Source organism: Pseudomonas sp. NY15435, from assembly GCF_048068295.1.
Lineage (GTDB): Bacteria > Pseudomonadota > Gammaproteobacteria > Pseudomonadales > Pseudomonadaceae > Pseudomonas.
On record NZ_JBLUQA010000001.1, the window covers coordinates 823,520 to 840,535 of the forward strand.

The window sequence follows — 17,016 nt, forward strand, 5'->3', positions numbered from 1 at the left end:
GCACCCTCTCCCATCAGGGAGAGGGTTGGGGAGAGGGTCGCTCTCCCGTTGTTTCGTTTCAGTCGAGGGTCGGCTCGCGCCTTCAGCACCCTCTCCCGCCCTTCGGGCACCCTCTCCCTGAAGGGAGAGGGTCATCAGATTTCGCCCTTCGGGCGGCTTTTAGTGAGCTACGGCCGCGGCGCCGTGTTCGTCAATCAGCGCGCCGGTGTGGAAGCGTTCGATGGAGAAGGGCGCGGCCAGCGGATGCGGCTCGCCCTTGGCGAGGGTGGCGGCGAAGACGTTGCCCGAACCGGGTGTGGCCTTGAAGCCGCCGGTGCCCCAGCCGCAGTTGAAGAACAGGTTCTTCACCGGGGTCTTGCCGATGATCGGGCAGGCGTCCGGGGTGGTGTCGACGATGCCGCCCCACTGGCGGTTCATGCGTACGCGCGAGAGCACCGGGAACATCTCGACGATGGCCTGCAGGGTGTGTTCGATCACCGGGTAGGAACCGCGCTGGCCATAGCCGTTGTAGCCGTCGATGCCGGCGCCGATGACCAGGTCGCCCTTGTCCGACTGGCTGATGTAGCCGTGCACGGCGTTGGACATGATCACGCTGTCGATGATGGGTTTCAGCGGCTCGGAGACCAGTGCCTGCAGCGGGTGCGATTCGATCGGCAGGCGGAAGCCGGCGAGCATGGCCATGTGGCCGGAGTTGCCGGCGGTGACCACGCCGACGCGCTTGGCGCCGATGAAGCCGCGGTTGGTCTCGACGCCGATCACCGCGCCGTCCTGCTTGCGGAAGCCGATCACTTCGGTCTGCTGGATCAGGTCCACGCCAAGGGCGTCGGCGGCACGGGCGAAGCCCCAGGCCACGGCATCGTGTCGGGCGACGCCGCCACGGCGCTGCACGGTGGAGCCCATGACCGGGTAGCGGGCGCTCTTGGTGCAGTTCAGGTAGGGAATCTCTTCGGCCACCTGCTGGGCGTTGAGCAACTCGCCGTCCACGCCGTTGAGGCGGTTGGCGCTCACGCGGCGCTCGCCGTCGCGCATGTCCTGCAGGGTGTGGCAGAGGTTGTAGACGCCGCGCTGGGAGAACATGACGTTGTAGTTGAGGTCCTGAGACAGGCCTTCCCACAATTTCATGGCGTGTTCGTAGAGCAGCGCCGACTCGTCCCACAGATAGTTGGAACGCACGATGGTGGTGTTGCGCGCGGTATTGCCGCCGCCCAGCCAGCCCTTCTCGATCACCGCGACGTTGGTGATGCCGTGCTCCTTGGCCAGGTAGTAGGCGGTCGCCAGGCCGTGCCCGCCGCCGCCGACGATGACCACGTCATACACCGGCTTGGGCGTGGGCGTGCGCCACATGCGCTGCCAGTTCTCGTGGTGGCTCAGGGAATGCTTGAACAGGCCGAAGCCGGAGTAGCGTTGCATGGGGTGCTCCTGAATATCTCTTGTCGCGGTGCCGCTCTTCGTAGGAGCGAGCTTGCTCGCGAATGGCCTCGCGGCGGGGCTGGTTCGCGAGCAAGGGCTAGGCGCCCCCCTCGTTCCTACAAAAGCGCTGCGATACTTAGCGGTAGACCGGGAAGTCCGCGCACAGCCCGGCGACCTGGGTGGCGACTTTCGCCTCCACGTCGGCGTCGCCCAGGTGGTCCAGCACGTCGCTGATCCAGCCGGCCAGCTCGCGGCACTGTTCTTCCTTCAGCCCACGGGTGGTGACCGCCGGGGTGCCGATGCGGATGCCGGAGGTGACGAACGGGCTCTGCGGGTCGTTCGGCACGGCGTTCTTGTTCACGGTGATGCCGACGCGGCCGAGGGCGGCGTCCGCTTCCTTGCCGGTCAGGCCCTGCTTCACCAGGCTGATCAGCATCAGGTGGTTGTCGGTGCCGCCGGACACCACGTCGTAGCCACGCTCGATGAATACCTTGGCCATGGCCTGGGCGTTCTTGATCACCTGGGCCTGGTAGTCCTTGAAGCCGGGCTCCAGAGCTTCCTTGAAGCACACCGCCTTGGCGGCGATCACGTGCATCAGCGGGCCACCCTGGGCACCGGGGAAGACGGCGGAGTTGAGCTTCTTCTCGATCTCTTCGTTGGATCTGGCCAGGATCAGGCCGCCGCGCGGGCCGCGCAGGGTCTTGTGGGTGGTGGTGGTGACCACGTCGGCGTAGGGCAGCGGGTTCGGGTACAGGCCGGCGGCAACCAGGCCGGCGACGTGGGCCATGTCGACGAACAGCAGCGCCCCGACCTTGTCGGCGATGGCGCGGAAGCGCGGGAAGTCCAGCGTCTTGGAGTAGGCGGAGAAGCCGGCAACGATCATCTTGGGCTTATGTTCCACCGCCAGGCGCTCGACCTCGTCGTAGTCGATCAGCCCGGTGTCGGTGTTCAGGCCGTACTGCACGGCGTTGTACAGCTTGCCGGAGGAGGAGACCTTGGCGCCGTGGGTCAGGTGGCCGCCGTGGGCCAGGCTCATGCCCAGGATGGTGTCGCCGGCGTTGATCAGCGCGAGGTACACGGCGGAGTTGGCCGAGGAGCCGGAGTGCGGCTGGACGTTGGCATAGTCGGCGCCGAACAGCTGCTTGGCGCGGTCGATGGCCAGCTGTTCGACCTTGTCCACATGCTCGCAGCCGCCGTAGTAACGCTTGCCCGGATAACCTTCGGCGTACTTGTTGGTCAGCCCGCTGCCCTGAGCCTGCATGACGCGCTTGCTGGTGTAGTTCTCCGAAGCGATCAGCTCGAGGTGGTCCTCCTGGCGCGCTTCCTCGGCATCCATCGCCGCGAGCAGTTCGTCGTCATAGCCCTGGATCTGATCTTGCTTGCTGAACATCGCTGGTCTCCCTGCGGCGCGCTGGAGCGCCATGGCTGGTGCGAGGCGCAAACTGGCCCCCTTGGCAGCGATGGTATGACTGGCTCATTCGGTCCAGATGCCTGCGCACGTCGCGGGTAGGTGCGTTTGCGACATGCCGTGAAGGGCGTAAAAGCGACCGGGTGCGTGGAATTGCGCGCAGCGGCTGGTCAGAATGCGACATGCCCGCGCCAGGACGGCGCGGCCCGCGGAGCCCTGGCGATGAAACGCTGCTGTCTATCCGGATCGCTGTGCCTTGTCCTGCTGATGCCGCCGGCCTGGGGCATGTCGCGTTTGTTCGACGGCGACGCCAACGTCTGGGTGCGGGGCCGGACCTTGTGCTTCGGCGGCGCGGCGTTCAAATCGCCCGGCCTGTTCTTCAACCGGACGCTGCAGGTGGATGAACGGCAGGTGGCGGTGCAGTACATCGACGTTTCCCGTGAGCCTTACGAGCCGTTCTGGTCGTCCGCCAGCATCGAGCCGACCCAGGGCGCGCCGCTGCGCAGCGACACCTGCTTCGCTTATGGCCAGGCCATCACCGGCTTCCGCGAGAAAGTCCCGGCGCGGCCCCTGGAGCCTGGCCTGTACAACGTCACCCTCGGCGGGCGCGACAGCGCCGGGGATGGTCTGCGTGCGACCTTCATGAAGACCTTCTGCCTGGAAGCGCGCGGCACCGGGGTGGCGGTGCTCGATGCCGGCTATGACGACAAGCAGGGGCGCTGGGTCTGCAAACCCCCGCAATGAAGCTGGCGATAGGAACCATTGGGCCAAGGGACTAAACTGCGCCCCTCACGAAATGCGAGGACGCCATGAACCGTTCCCTGACTCTGCTTTCCGCCCTGCTGCTCACCGCGACGCTGCAGGGCTGTGGTGACGACAGCAAACCCGCCAAGGCCGAGGCGCCTGAAGCCGCCAGCACTGCCGCCGCGGCCACCCCGGCGGGCGACAGCTGCACTGGCCATGTGCTGGAGAAGGCGCTGCCGCCGACCAAGGCCATCTACGGCTACCCCTACCTGTCCCGCGAGTGCGGCTACGACGACGCCACCATCGTCTACGGCAAGGCCGACGGCAGCCAGCACCTGGTCGTGACCCTGACCGACACCGGCCTGCCGGCGCCAGGTGCCGACCAGCAGGGCGAGGCCGCCAAGCAGTACCTGGCCGCCCAGGCCAAGCTGCGCGACACCACCGCCAAGAACGTCTCGCTGCTCAACCAGGCCCGCCAGGCCGCACTGCAGAACGGCACCGCCGCGCAGTTCGGCGGCGAGCAGTACCTGCCGGTGATCGACAGCACGCGCATGGGCGACCCGCTGGCCATCAGCGTGCCGGGCCCGGACGACAAGGCTGGCGAGTCGAGCATGACCGGCCTGATCAAGGGCCGCTACGTGCTCAACATGATCTCGCCGGACAAGCCCAACGGCGGTACCGCCCAGTCCCTGCGTGAGCTGTTCGTGCCGATCTCCGAGCAGATGGCACTGACCAAGCTGCCCTGACAGATAGAGAGATATGTGACAGTAAGTCATTCCAGTTTCTGATCCTCCATCTCACCTAGCTCTTAGGAAAATTCTCGGTATCGCTCATTACCGATCGCCAGAGACAGAGGTGGAGGATCATGAAATTCAAGCTGAGAGGTCTGCCGCTACTGCTGGCGACCGCGCTTTCGCTGGCTGCTCAGGCGGTGCCGGTGCCCGCGACACCCCTGCCTGAGGTCAAGGCCTACAGCGGCGCGGATGGCGTCAAGGTCTGGCTGGAACAGATCGGGCCACGCCGGGCCAACATGTTCCTGGTGCGCATCGGTGGCGTCGACCACGCCTGGAACATGCGCATCCTGCGCATGGATGGGCTCAGTCTGCTGGACGAATCACTGTTCAAGCTGCATTCCCAAACCACTGAACAGCAGATTGCCCTGGTGCTGCGCGGCGATTGCGGCGAGGTGATGTTGCCGGGCGAAGCCCATGGCCGGAAGGTCTGCTACGACCAGGAGCTGTCGGCCACCCAGGACGCCAAGCAGTTCGTGACCGCCTACGTGACCCAGCGTCTGTAAGCTGCCGGGTGCACGAGACGTGGGGTTTTCGCTACGCTGCTGACTGACATTTTTTGTGCAGTGCCGAGGCAGCCCCATGACCGACAACACCCAACAGTTCGCCAGCGACAACTACTCCGGCATCTGCCCCGAAGCCTGGGCGGCGATGGCCGAGGCCAACCACGGCCACGAGCGCGCCTACGGCGACGACCAGTGGACCGCCCGCGCCTCGGACTACTTCCGCGAGCTGTTCGAGACCGACTGCGAAGTCTTCTTCGCCTTCAACGGCACCGCCGCCAACTCCCTGGCCCTGGCGGCGCTGTGCCAGAGCTACCACAGCGTGATCTGCGCCGAGACTGCCCACGTCGAGACCGACGAGTGTGGCGCGCCGGAGTTCTTCTCCAACGGCTCCAAGCTGCTGCTGGCGCGTACCGATGCCCAGGGCAAGCTGACCCCGGAAGCGATCCGCGAGATCGCCCTCAAGCGCCAGGACATCCACTACCCGAAGGCGCGCGTGGTCACCATCACCCAGGCCACCGAGGTCGGCACCGTCTATCGCCCTGACGAGCTGCAGGCGCTCAGCGCCACCTGCCGCGAGCTGGGCCTGCACCTGCACATGGACGGCGCACGCTTCTCCAATGCCTGCGCCTTTCTCGGCGCGACGCCGGCCGAACTGACCTGGAAGGCCGGCGTCGAAGTGCTCTGCTTCGGCGGCACCAAGAACGGCATGGCGGTGGGCGAGGCCATCCTGTTCTTCAATCGCGAACTGGCCGAAGGCTTCGACTACCGCTGCAAGCAGGCCGGCCAGTTGGCCTCGAAGATGCGCTTCCTCGCCGCGCCCTGGGTCGGCGTGCTTCAGGACGACGCGTGGCTGCACTACGCCAGCCATGCCAACCGTTGTGCACAACTGCTGGCCGAGCGCGTCGCCGATGTGCCAGGCGTGCAGCTGATGTTCCCGGTGGAAGCCAACGGGGTGTTCCTGCAGATGTCCGAGCCCGCCCTGGAAGCCCTGCGCCAACTGGGCTGGCGCTTCTACACCTTCATCGGCGCCGGTGGCGCGCGCTTCATGTGCTCCTGGGACACCGAGATCGCCCGTGTCGAGGCGCTGGCGGCGGACATCCGGAAAGTCATGGGTGCCTGAGTTGTCCCCAGGCGCTGGGGAAGGTTGCTCGCGCAACCTGTCTCAAACCTGTGGATGAATGCTTGCAGGCCGCGGGCGGCAAGGCTTGCAAAGGTCTGGTCAATATTTGAGCGTCGTGGGTTTTATTGTAGGAGCGAGCTTGCTCGCGAACCGCATTCCGCCTGATCTCACGGTGTGAAGCGAAGCTACGGAAATTCGCGAGCAAGCTCGCTCCTACAAGTCGGCAACCGGTGTGGTTTCCTCAGATACGCACCGCCGTCCCGCTTACGCTGACCATCAGCATGCTGCCGTTCTGCCCGACCACCTCGTAATCCAGGTCGATGCCGACCACGGCGTTGGCGCCCAGCTCCTGGGCGCGCTCCTGCAGTTCCTCGAAGGCGATCTCCCGCGCCCGGCCCAATTCCTTTTCATACGCACCGGAACGCCCGCCAATGATGTCGCGCAGGCCGGCGAACAGGTCGCGGAACACGTTCGCGCCGAGGATCGCCTCGCCAACCACGATGCCGCGGTATTCCTGGATGGTCTTGCCCTCGATGGTGGGGGTGGTGGTCAGGATCATGGGGCTGGCTCCTCTGCTGGGGAAATCCAGCATAGCCCTGCACTGCACTGAAGGCCGCGCCGGCTATGTTTCAGCGTTTGGCGAAAATCCGCGGCAACCTTGTGATAAAGCTGTGGACAACCTGGTGGAAAATGTCGGCGGCATGACACTTTCATGAACGGCGCGTTTTCATCGTTCATTTTCATGAAATCCCCGTTATTCGTGGCTTACAGGGGTGACGGATGGGGTTGTGAAGATCTCCACAGCCGCTGTGGAGGCAAGCTTGTCCAACCTGTGGAAAAACTGTTGGGAGGTGCCTGCAAAGCTGATGGCGCGTGGCTTGCCGAAAGCTGGCTATTTTCTGATCAAGCCCGTCTTTTCAATCACTTGTGAGCCTGTGTATCGATTGCAGCGATTTTTCTGTGCACGATCCTTTCACCGCTATCCCCGGTTTATGTTGACCCTCCTGTGCGCCTCCTGTGGAAAACATCGCCAGCGTCATGTCCTGCGAGGCTTCCAGAGGGTTGTTCAAGGAGTGATCAGCTTTGTCGGCAAACGACTGATCCACAGCGACTTTTCCCCAGCCGCAGGGGCTGCATGAAACTTTCCACAATGCCTGTTGGCTGAATCTCGCAGAAGGTGTGGACAACCTGTATCCAGATCGCTGGAGGCCATGCGGAGCGCGCCCCTGCTTCTTCTGTGTGTTTTTTGACCAAATGCCGAAAGTCGCGGCGTTACTGGCTTTCAGCGAATTTCCCGACGGTTTTTCCACAGTGGCTGTGCAGCGTTCTGCCAGGAACTTGTGGGCGGGTTGTGGATGGATCGCTGAGAGGCCCGCTAATGTTGGTCTGCGCCAGGGTGATCAATATTTGTCCAGGGCCCCGGGGGCTGCTGCCTATACTCCAGAGAGCCCTGGGGGCGGGAGATTCAGCATGTCCAGTTACTCGGTGGAACAGATCCGCACCGTGGCCCTGGTCGGCCACGGCGACAGCGGCAAGACCCTGCTTGCCGAAGCGCTGCTGCAGCACTGCGGGGCGATTCCCAGCATGGGCTCGCTGGAGCGCGGCGATACCCTCTGCGACTCCGACCCCATGGAGCGCGAATACCACCATTCCCTCGCCGCTGCTCTGGCGTACTTCGAGCATGAAGGCGCGCACATCCGCTTGATCGATACGCCTGGCTATCCCGACTTCATCGGCCACGCGTTGCCGGCCCTGGCGGCGGTGGAAACGGCGCTGGTGGTGGTGAACGCGCAGAACGGCATCGAGCTGAGCACCCGCCGCATGATGGACTGGGCTGGCGAGCGCGGGCTGTGCCGGATGCTGGTGGTGAACAAGATCGACGCCGAGCGCATCGACCTGCCGGGACTTCTGGCGGGTTTGCGCGAGTCGTTCGGCAAGGAGGTATTGCCGATCAATCTACCCGCGGAGGGCGGTACGCGGGTTGTGGATTGTTTCTTCAATCCCGATGGCGAGGCGGATTTCTCCTCGGTGGCCGAGGCGCACCAGGCGCTGGTGGACCAGGTGGTGGAGGTCGACGAAGCGCTGATGGCGCACTATCTGGAAGAGGGCGAAGTGGCGCCCGAGGCGCTGCACGAACCCTTTGAGCGTGCCCTGCGCGAAGGCCACCTGATTCCGCTGTGCTTTGTCTCTGCCCGTACCGGCGCCGGTGTGTCGGAGCTGGCAAACATCCTTGCGCGCCTCGCACCCAATCCCACCGAGGGCAATCCGCCGCTATTCCTGCGCAGCGATGACAAGGGCAGGGAACAGCCGGTGACCTGCCAGCCCGATCCCAAGGCCCATGTGCTGGCCCACGTGTTCAAGGTGGTGATCGACCCCTTTGTCGGCCGCCTGGCCGTGTTCCGCGTGCACCAGGGCACGATCCGCCGGGAAATGCAGCTGTTCGCCGGCGACGGACGCAAACCATTCAAGGTCGGCCACCTGCTACGCCTGCAGGGAAAGAAGCATGAAGAGGCGCCATGGCTGATCCCCGGCGACTTCGGCGCGCTGAGCAAGGTCGACGAGCTGGAGTACGGCGTGGTGCTGCACGACTCCCATGATGAGGACCATATCCACCTCAAACCACTGGACTTCCCGGAGCCGATGCAGGGCCTGGCCATCGAGGCGAGCCGGCGCGGAGACGAGCAGCGCCTGGCGGAGATACTCCAGCGCCTGCAGGCCGAAGACCCCTGTGTACGCCTGGACTACAACGCCTCCACCCAGGAAACCGTGCTGCGCGGCATGGGCGAAATGCACCTGCGCTATCTGCTGGAGCGCATGGCCGGCCAATACAAGCTGGAAGTGCAGACCCGCGCGCCCAGCGTGCCCTACCGCGAGACGGCGACTCGCAGCGCCGAAGGCCACAGCCGGCACAAGAAGCAGACCGGCGGCGCAGGGCAGTTCGGCGAGGTGTTCCTGCGCATCGAGCCGTTGCCGCGCGGCGAAGGCTTTGCGTTCGTCGATGCGATCAAGGGCGGGGTGATTCCCGGCAATTTCATCCCTTCGGTGGAGAAGGGCGTGCGCTCGGCACTGGCGGCCGGACCGCTGGCCGGCTTTCCGGTGGAGGATGTGAAGGTCACGGTGTTCGACGGCAAGAGTCACTCTGTGGATTCCAAGGACATCGCCTTCCAGGCCGCCGGACGCAAGGCCATGCTCGATGCGCTGCGCAATGCCGGTGGCATCGTGCTGGAGCCGGTTATGCAGATCGAGGTGACGACGCCGGATACCCACCTGGGCGACATCACCGCCGACCTGACCGGCCGCCGCGGCCAGGTGCTGGGCACCGAATCGCTGTCGGCCAGCGTCGCGCTGGTGCGTGGGCAGGTGCCGCTGGCGGAGCTGGACGGTTATGCCAATCGGCTGAAATCCATTACGGCCGGCCAGGGCCTCTATAGCCTTTCCTCCAGCCATTACAGCGCCGTCCCACAGGACGTGCAGCAACGCCTGTCCAGTGGTTACAAGGCCGCCCCGGAAGAAGATTGAGCGAATGTGGATATTCGTCGCAGCCGGCGCCTGAAAAGTCCCGTGGCTGGGCACCTGCGCGCGTGCACCGGGCGTGCTCCCGTGCAAGGCGAAAGTCAGGTGGCATGCGGGTTGCAGGCGGGATCGAGGCGGCCAGGTCGTTCGGCCAAAGGTGTCTCCGAGCTTGCCTCGGGACACCTTCTTCCTGTGGATAACTCAGTGGGTAACGTGTGGGACGGATGGGGGCAGGCTGTGATCAGTACTCGATCACCACGTCGCCCTTGGGCACGCTGCAGCAGGACAGGATGTAGCCTTCGGCGACGTCTTCGTCGGTGATCCCGCCGTTGTGCTCCATCTCCACCTCGCCCGAGCGCTTCATCACCTTGCAGGTGCCGCAGATACCCATGCCGCAGGCCTTGGGAATATGCAGGCCGAGTTGGGCGGCGGCGGCGTGGACGGTCTCGCCGGGCGCCACGCGGATGCTCTTGCCGGTCTCGCAGAACTCGACGAGGTTCTGATCGGCCAGCGGCACGGCCGGCGCCTCGGCAGCTTCGGCGGCCAGCTCCTTCACGTCGGCGCGCACTTCCGGCGGGGTCGGGCCGAAGGCTTCCTCGTGGTAGCGCGACATGTCGTAGCCCTCGGCTTCGAGCAGGCGCTTCACCGCGTGCATGTAGGGCGTCGGGCCGCAGCAGAACACCTCGCGCTCGAGGAAGTCAGGCGCCATCAGTTGCAACATCGCCTTGTTCAGGAAGCCCCGGTAGCCGGCCCAGGACTCGCCCATTTCGTACTTCTCGCAGATCAGGTGCAGCTTGAAGTTGTTGATCCGCGAGTTCATGTGCTCCAGCTCGCGGTGGTAGATGATGTCCTTGGGCGTGCGCGCACTGTGCACGAAGACCATGTCGACGTTGCCGTTGGTGTCGAAGAACCAGCGCGACATGGACATCACCGGGGTGATGCCGACGCCGCCGGAGAGGAACAGCACCTTTTCGGCGGGAAAATCGATGGCGTTGAAGTTGCCCACCGGCCCGTGCACCGGGACCTGGTCGCCTTCCTTGAGGTTGTCGTGCAGCCAGTTGGAGACCTTGCCGCCGGGCACGCGCTTGATGGTGATGGAGAAGCTGTAGGGCACCGAGGGCGAGCTGGAGATGGTGTAGGAGCGCATGATCGGCTGGCCTTCGATCTCCAGCTCCAGGGTGACGAACTGCCCCGGCTTGAAGAAGAACATGATCGGCGCGTCGGCCATGAAGCAGAAGGTGCGCACATCCCAGGTTTCCTGGATGGCTTTTACGCAGCGCACCAGGTGGCGGCCGTTGGCCCAGGTCTGGGTGTTGACCGGGTTGAGGAAGGTGTTCGTCGACATGCTGTCTCTCCGCGCACGCGGGCCGTGCTGGGCCTGATGGGGCAGCGCCGGGCCCCGTTCGCCTACGTCGCTTGAGCGTAGAACGCACGGGGCCTTTCGGCATGCCTGATGGGGCGGATTGTGTGCACGACGTCAGCCGCTGCATTTACCTGCCAGCGACATTTGCATGCTTATCGCGACCTGCCGCCTGGCACGTGCCCTTGCGCGTCGGGAAATGATCTGGCCGTGTCGCCCATGGATAAGGGTATTCCCGGCTCGCGGCCCCACACTCAGCTCCATGCCGAGCAACCCCAAACGGTTGAACGAGGACAGCGGGAAAGCGCACTCGGCGCGCTGCGCACCTGCTGCCAATGCCCTGCGTGGCAAACCGTATCAGCCACTTATTTCCGCCGGCAGCCAGCGCGGCTGCGGCATGAGGACTAGCAATGGACGTCACTACTACCCTGAGTCTGGGCGACCCGCTGGAACCGGCCCGCAAGGCCACCGCCGAGATGCTGCGCAGCCGCGACCACAGCTTCTCGCTGCCGCAGCCCTTCTACAACGACGAGCGCCTGTTCCAGCTGGACATGCAGGAGATCTTCCACAAGGAATGGTTGATCGCCGGCATGACCTGCGAGATCCCCGCCAAGGGCAACTTCCTCACCCTGCAGATCGGCGACAACCCGGTGATCGTCCTGCGCGGTGCCGAGGGCAAGATCCACGCCTTCCACAACGTCTGCCGCCACCGTGGCTCGCGCCTGTGCGTCAGCGACAAGGGCAAGGTCGCCAAGCTGGTCTGCCCCTACCACCAGTGGACCTACGAGCTGGACGGCCGCCTGCTGTTCGCCGGCACCGAGATGGGCGCCGACTTCGACATGAAGGACTACAGCCTGAAACCGGTGAACGTGAAGACCGCCGGCGGCTACATCTTCATCTCGCTGTCGGAGAACCCGCCGGCCATCGATGACTTCCTGCGTACGCTCGAGCACTACATGGAGCCGTACGACATGGAGAACACCAAGGTCGCGGTGCAGACCACGCTGATGGAAAAGGCCAACTGGAAGCTGGTGCTGGAGAACAACCGCGAGTGCTACCACTGCAACGGTTCGCACCCGGAGCTGCTGAACACCCTGCTGGAGTGGGACGACGTTACCGACCCGCGCGCCAGCCAGGCGTTCAAGGACCAGGTCGCCGCCTGCACCACCGCCTGGGACGCCGAGAAGATTCCCTACGCCCACGCCAGCTTCGGCCTGCGCAACCGCATCGTGCGCATGCCGCTGCTGCAGGGCACCGTGTCCATGACCATGGACGGCAAGCAGGGCAGCAAGAAGCTCATGGGCCGCATCCAGAACCCGGACCTGGGCTCGATGCGCATCCTGCACCTGCCGCACTCGTGGAACCACTGCATGGGCGACCACCTGATCGTCTTCACCGTGTGGCCGATCAGTGCACAGCAGACCATGGTCACCACCAAGTGGCTGGTGCACAAGGATGCGGTGGAAGGCGTCGACTACGACGTCGCCCGCCTGCGCGAAGTCTGGGATGCCACCAACGACCAGGACCGTCGCCTGGCCGAAGAGAACCAGCGCGGCATCAACTCCACCGCCTACCAGCCGGGGCCGTACTCCAAGACCTACGAGTTCGGCGTGATCAACTTCCTCGACTGGTACAGCGAGCGGATGCTCAACAACCTGGGCGAAGAGTCCGCCCACGCCCGCCTGGTCGCCGAGAAGTAAGCCCCAGCCACCCAGCGCCCCCGTTTCGGGGGCGTTGCCGTTGCGCGCTGTCGTTACTGAGGAATCCACGTGGACGCCATGCTCTTCTACAGCAGCTCCGCTTTCGTAACCGGCCTGGTGGCGTGGAACCTCTTTGCCTGCTGGCGCAAGCGCTGAAGGCGGCTTTCCGTAGGAGCGAGCTTGCTCGCGAACCTCTTCCCGGCGGGCTAGGTACCGCCGCCGTATCACCCTCTCCCCAGCCCTGGCTACGCGCCCCGCTCCGAAGGGAGAGGGAGCCGTCCGGTTTTCGCGGAAAGAGCAGCGTCAGCCGACTAGCACTTAAATGCCCCTATGCACGGACAGTCCCCTCTCCCTTCAGGGAGAGGGTTAGGGAGAGGGCGCTCTCAGCTCTTGCGCCGCGGCCAACAGCGAAGAGCGTTCGCGAGCAAGCTCGCTCCTACAGGGAGTGCGAGCCAAGCCATTCGCGCCCTCCAGCTCCCGCATTCCCCAGCACGACGCAAACGCTGTCGCCCATGTCGCGAGGTTGACGCTTTCGGCACGACCCTGGTCGTTTTCGAACCGGGTCGCCTCCGGGGGCAGGGATATCCTGCCTGCAAAGCGTCGGCACAAGTCCCGTCGCACCAGCCTTGCCTGAATAGAGAGACGCCAAGATGAGCCCAGCCGAACTTCACGCCGACAGCATCGTCATCGACGGCCTGATCATCGCCAAGTGGAACCGCGAGCTGTTCGAAGACATGCGCAAGGGCGGCCTGACCGCCGCGAACTGCACCGTGTCGGTGTGGGAAGGTTTCCAGGCCACGGTGAACAACATCGCCGCCAGCCAGAAGCTGATCCGCGAGAACAGCGACCTGGTGATCCCGGTGCGCACCACCGCCGACATCCGCCGGGCCAAGGAACAGGGCAAGACAGGCATCCTCTTCGGCTTCCAGAACGCCCATGCGTTCGAGGACCAGATCGGCTACGTCGAGGTGTTCAAGCAGCTGGGCGTGGGCATCGTGCAGATGTGCTACAACACCCAGAACCTGGTCGGCACCGGCTGCTACGAGCGCGACGGCGGCCTCTCCGGCTTCGGTCGCGAGATCGTCGCGGAGATGAACCGCGTCGGCATCATGTGCGACCTGTCCCACGTCGGCTCGAAGACGTCCGAGGAAGTCATCCTCGAGTCGAAGAAGCCCGTCACCTATTCCCACTGCCTGCCGTCGGGCCTTAAAGAGCACCCGCGCAACAAGTCCGACGCCGAGCTGAAGTTCATCGCCGACCACGGCGGCTTCGTCGGCGTGACCATGTTCGCGCCCTTCCTCGCCAAGGGCATCGACTCGACCATCGACGACTATGCCGAAGCCATCGAGTACGTGATGAACATCGTCGGCGAGGACGCCATCGGCATTGGCACCGACTTCACCCAGGGCCACGGCCAGGACTTCTTCGAGTGGCTGACCCACGACAAGGGTTACGCCCGTCGCCTCACCAACTTCGGAAAGATCGTCAACCCGCTGGGCATCCGCACCGTGGGCGAATTCCCCAACCTGACCGAAACCCTGCTCAAGCGCGGCATGCCCGAGCGCGTGGTACGCAAGGTCATGGGCGAGAACTGGGTGCGCGTCCTCGGCGAAGTCTGGGGCGAGTGATCCGCTTTTCCCCCTCTCCCTCTGGGAGAGGGCCGGGGTGAGGGCTGCTGCGCTCACCCGTAGAACCCCTCACCCCAACCCTCTCCCCCAGCGAGAGGGAGCCAAAAGAATTGGAGCGAAACCTCATGGCCAAACACGCCCCCGAACTGCCCATCGAAGTCGACAGCGAAACCGGCGTCTGGACCACCGACGCCCTGCCGATGCTCTACGTACCGCGGCACTTCTTCGTCAACAACCACATGGGCATCGAGGAAGAGCTGGGCGCCGAGCGCTATGCCGAAATCCTCTACAAGGCCGGCTACAAGTCCGCCTGGCACTGGTGCGAGAAGGAAGCCGAGTGCCACGGCCTGGTCGGCGTGGAAGTCTTCGAGCACTACATGAAGCGCCTGTCCCAGCGCGGCTGGGGCCTGTTCCAGATCGAGCAGATCGACCTCGATGCGGGCACTGCGCAGGTGCGCCTGAAGCACTCGGCCTTCGTCTACGTCTACGGCAAGGTCAACCGCAAGGTCGACTACATGTTCACCGGCTGGTTCGCCGGCGCCATGGACCAGATTCTCCAGGCCCGCGGCAGCGACATCCGCACCGTGGCCGAGCAGGTCTACAGCGGCGCCGAGGAAGGCCATGACGACGGCCTGTTCGTCGTCAAACCCCTCTGATCCTTCGCCCTTGTAGGAGCGAGCTTGCTCGCGAACAAGCAGCCGCAAGGCCGCCAGACAACAAGAAACCTCTGATCCCGTGAGGATGCCGCAATGGCTTTCGAGTCTATGTTCCAGCCGATCCAGATCGGCAAGCTGACCATCCGCAACCGCGTGCTCTCCACCGCTCACGCCGAGGTCTACGCCACCGACGGCGGGATGACCACCGAGCGCTACGTGAAGTACTACGAGGAGAAGGCCAAGGGCGGCATCGGCCTGGCCATCTGCGGCGGTTCCTCCGTGGTCGCCATCGACAGCCCGCAGGAATGGTGGAGCTCGGTGAACCTCTCCACCGACCGCATCATCCCGCACTTCCAGAACCTGGCTGACGCCATGCACAAGCATGGCGCCAAGATCATGATCCAGATTACCCACATGGGCCGCCGCTCGCGCTGGGACGGTTTCAACTGGCCGACCCTGATGTCGCCGTCGGGCATTCGCGAGCCCGTGCACCGCGCCACCTGCAAGACCATCGAGCCGGAAGAGATCTGGCGGGTGATCGGCAACTACGCGCAGGCCGCACGCCGGGCGAAGGAAGGCGGCCTGGATGGCGTCGAGCTGTCCGCCGTGCACCAGCACATGATCGACCAGTTCTGGAGCCCGCGCGTCAACAAGCGGACCGACGAGTGGGGCGGCACCTTCGAAGGCCGCATGAAGTTCGGCCTGGAAGTGCTCAAGGCCGTGCGCAAGGAAGTCGGCGACGACTTCTGCGTCGGCATGCGCATCTGCGGTGACGAGTTCCACCCGGACGGCCTCACCCACGACGACATGAAGCAGATCGCCAAGTACTACAGCGATACCGGCATGATCGACTTCATCGGCGTGGTCGGTTCGGGCTGCGACACCCACAACACCCTGGCCAACGTCATCCCGAACATGACCTACCCGCCGGAGCCGTTCCTGCACCTGGCGGCCGGCATCAAGGAAGTGGTCAACGTACCGGTGCTGCACGCGCAGAACATCAAGGACCCGAACCAGGCCACGCGCATCCTCGAAGGCGGCTACGTGGACATGGTCGGCATGACCCGCGCGCACATCGCCGACCCGCACCTGATCGCCAAGATCAAGATGGGCCAGATCGACCAGATCAAGCAGTGCGTCGGCGCCAACTATTGCATTGACCGCCAGTACCAGGGCCTGGATGTGCTGTGCATCCAGAACGCCGCCACGTCCCGTGAATACATGGGCGTGCCGCACATCATCGAGAAGACCACCGGCGTGAAGCGCAAGGTCGTGGTCGTCGGCGGTGGCCCGGCCGGCATGGAAGCGGCGCGCGTCGCCGCCGAGCGGGGTCACGACGTCACCCTGTTCGAGAAGAAGGAGCAGCTTGGCGGGCAGATCACCACGGCCTCGAAAGCGCCGCAGCGCGACCAGATCGCCGGCATCACCCGCTGGTACCAGCTGGAGCTGGCGCGATTGAACGTCGATCTGCGCCTGGGCACCGGCGCGGACGCCGACACCATCCTCGACCTGCGCCCCGACGTGGTGGTGCTGGCCAACGGCGGCCATCCGTTCCTCGAGCAGAACGAACACTGGGGCGCCGCCGACGGGCTGGTGGTCAGCAGCTGGGACGTGCTCGACGGCAAGGTCGCGCCGGGCAAGAACGTGCTGGTCTACGACACCATCTGCGAATTCAGCGGCATGTCGGTGGCGGACTTCCTCGCCGACAAGGGCGCCCAGGTCGAGATCGTCACCGACGACATCAAGCCCGGCGTGGCTATCGGCGGCACCACCTTCCCGACCTACTACCGCAGCATGTACCCCAAGGAAGTGATCATGACCGGCGACCTGATGCTGGAAAAGGTCTACCGCGAGGGCGACAAGCTGGTGGCGGTGCTGGAGAACGAATACACCGGCGCCAAAGAGGAGCGGGTGGTCGACCAGATCGTCGTCGAGAACGGCGTGCGCCCGGATGAGAGCCTGTACTACGCGCTCAAGCAGGGCTCGCGCAACAAGGGGCAGATCGACGTCGAGGCGCTGTTCGCGATCAAGCCGCAACCGTGCCTTTCCGAGACAGGCGATGGTTACCTGCTGTTCCGCATCGGCGACTGCGTGGCCCAGCGCAACACCCATGCGGCGATCTATGACGCGCTGCGCCTGTGCAAGGACTTCTAAGACACGCCTTGTGATGTCCGGTAGGC

The 17,016-nt window shown here is 64.7% G+C and carries 15 protein-coding genes; 11 read left to right on the forward strand and 4 right to left on the reverse strand.

Annotation, left to right across the window (positions count from 1 at the left end; genetic code table 11):
* Positions 1–159: 159 nt before the first annotated feature.
* Positions 160–1,410: a sarcosine oxidase subunit beta gene (locus tag ACNFH5_RS03850; protein ID WP_045214067.1), complete on the reverse strand. Its 1,251-nt coding sequence runs from the start codon at positions 1,408–1,410 to the stop codon at positions 160–162.
* A gap of 136 nt (positions 1,411–1,546) precedes the next feature.
* The gene (glyA, locus tag ACNFH5_RS03855) at positions 1,547–2,800 is read right to left on the reverse strand and encodes a serine hydroxymethyltransferase (RefSeq protein ID WP_416744304.1); all 1,254 of its coding nucleotides are present in this window, start codon (positions 2,798–2,800) and stop codon (positions 1,547–1,549) included.
* Between the two features lie 240 nt (positions 2,801–3,040).
* On the opposite strand from glyA, the gene ACNFH5_RS03860 reads away from it, so the two are divergent.
* From ACNFH5_RS03860 to ACNFH5_RS03875, 4 genes are all read left to right on the forward strand, one after another.
* On the forward strand, positions 3,041–3,562 hold the full coding sequence (locus ACNFH5_RS03860; protein ID WP_416744306.1) for a hypothetical protein: 522 nt from the start codon (positions 3,041–3,043) through the stop codon (positions 3,560–3,562).
* Between the two features lie 65 nt (positions 3,563–3,627).
* On the forward strand, positions 3,628–4,308 hold the full coding sequence (locus ACNFH5_RS03865) for a hypothetical protein (RefSeq protein ID WP_416744308.1): 681 nt from the start codon (positions 3,628–3,630) through the stop codon (positions 4,306–4,308).
* Between the two features lie 119 nt (positions 4,309–4,427).
* Entirely contained in the window at positions 4,428–4,859 is a 432-nt protein-coding gene (locus tag ACNFH5_RS03870; protein ID WP_416744309.1) for a hypothetical protein, read from the forward strand.
* Positions 4,860–4,935: 76 nt separating this feature from the next.
* A complete protein-coding gene (locus tag ACNFH5_RS03875) occupies positions 4,936–5,979 on the forward strand; it encodes a low specificity L-threonine aldolase (protein WP_416744311.1) in 1,044 nt (347 codons plus the stop codon).
* A gap of 241 nt (positions 5,980–6,220) precedes the next feature.
* On the opposite strand, the gene ACNFH5_RS03880 is transcribed toward ACNFH5_RS03875, so the two are convergent.
* Positions 6,221–6,538, reverse strand: a complete 318-nt coding sequence (locus ACNFH5_RS03880) for a heavy metal-binding domain-containing protein (protein WP_017521552.1) — start codon at positions 6,536–6,538, stop codon at positions 6,221–6,223.
* Between ACNFH5_RS03880 and ACNFH5_RS03885 the strand changes: the two genes are divergently transcribed.
* The 3 genes from ACNFH5_RS03885 (at position 6,537) to fusA (ending at position 9,498) form a co-directional block, all read left to right on the forward strand.
* Positions 6,537–6,695 (forward strand): hypothetical protein, encoded by a 159-nt coding sequence (locus ACNFH5_RS03885; protein WP_416744312.1) that lies wholly within the window; start codon positions 6,537–6,539, stop codon positions 6,693–6,695. The genes ACNFH5_RS03880 and ACNFH5_RS03885 overlap by 2 nt on opposite strands.
* 105 nt (positions 6,696–6,800) lie before the next feature.
* Positions 6,801–7,118 carry a hypothetical protein gene (locus ACNFH5_RS03890; RefSeq protein WP_416744314.1) on the forward strand — a complete coding sequence of 106 codons (318 nt, stop codon included), beginning with the start codon at positions 6,801–6,803 and terminating at the stop codon, positions 7,116–7,118.
* A gap of 331 nt (positions 7,119–7,449) precedes the next feature.
* Positions 7,450–9,498, forward strand: a complete 2,049-nt coding sequence (gene fusA / locus ACNFH5_RS03895; RefSeq protein ID WP_416744316.1) for an elongation factor G — start codon at positions 7,450–7,452, stop codon at positions 9,496–9,498.
* A 235-nt stretch (positions 9,499–9,733) separates the two neighbouring features.
* Here fusA and gbcB read toward each other — a convergent pair whose 3' ends face one another.
* Complete coding sequence (gene gbcB, locus ACNFH5_RS03900; RefSeq protein ID WP_416744317.1) at positions 9,734–10,837, reverse strand: glycine-betaine demethylase subunit GbcB; 1,104 nt, start codon at positions 10,835–10,837, stop codon at positions 9,734–9,736.
* Positions 10,838–11,262: 425 nt separating this feature from the next.
* Between gbcB and gbcA the strand changes: the two genes are divergently transcribed.
* The 4 genes from gbcA (at position 11,263) to dgcA (ending at position 16,990) form a co-directional block, all read left to right on the forward strand.
* A complete protein-coding gene (gbcA, locus tag ACNFH5_RS03905) occupies positions 11,263–12,552 on the forward strand; it encodes a glycine-betaine demethylase subunit GbcA (protein ID WP_416744318.1) in 1,290 nt (429 codons plus the stop codon).
* 650 nt (positions 12,553–13,202) lie between these two features.
* On the forward strand, positions 13,203–14,180 hold the full coding sequence (locus tag ACNFH5_RS03910; protein WP_416744320.1) for a dipeptidase: 978 nt from the start codon (positions 13,203–13,205) through the stop codon (positions 14,178–14,180).
* Positions 14,181–14,305: 125 nt separating this feature from the next.
* On the forward strand, positions 14,306–14,836 hold the full coding sequence (locus tag ACNFH5_RS03915; protein ID WP_017521557.1) for a 4-vinyl reductase: 531 nt from the start codon (positions 14,306–14,308) through the stop codon (positions 14,834–14,836).
* 93 nt (positions 14,837–14,929) lie between these two features.
* On the forward strand, positions 14,930–16,990 hold the full coding sequence (dgcA, locus tag ACNFH5_RS03920) for a dimethylglycine demethylation protein DgcA (protein WP_416744321.1): 2,061 nt from the start codon (positions 14,930–14,932) through the stop codon (positions 16,988–16,990).
* The last annotated feature ends 26 nt before the right edge of the window (positions 16,991–17,016 follow it).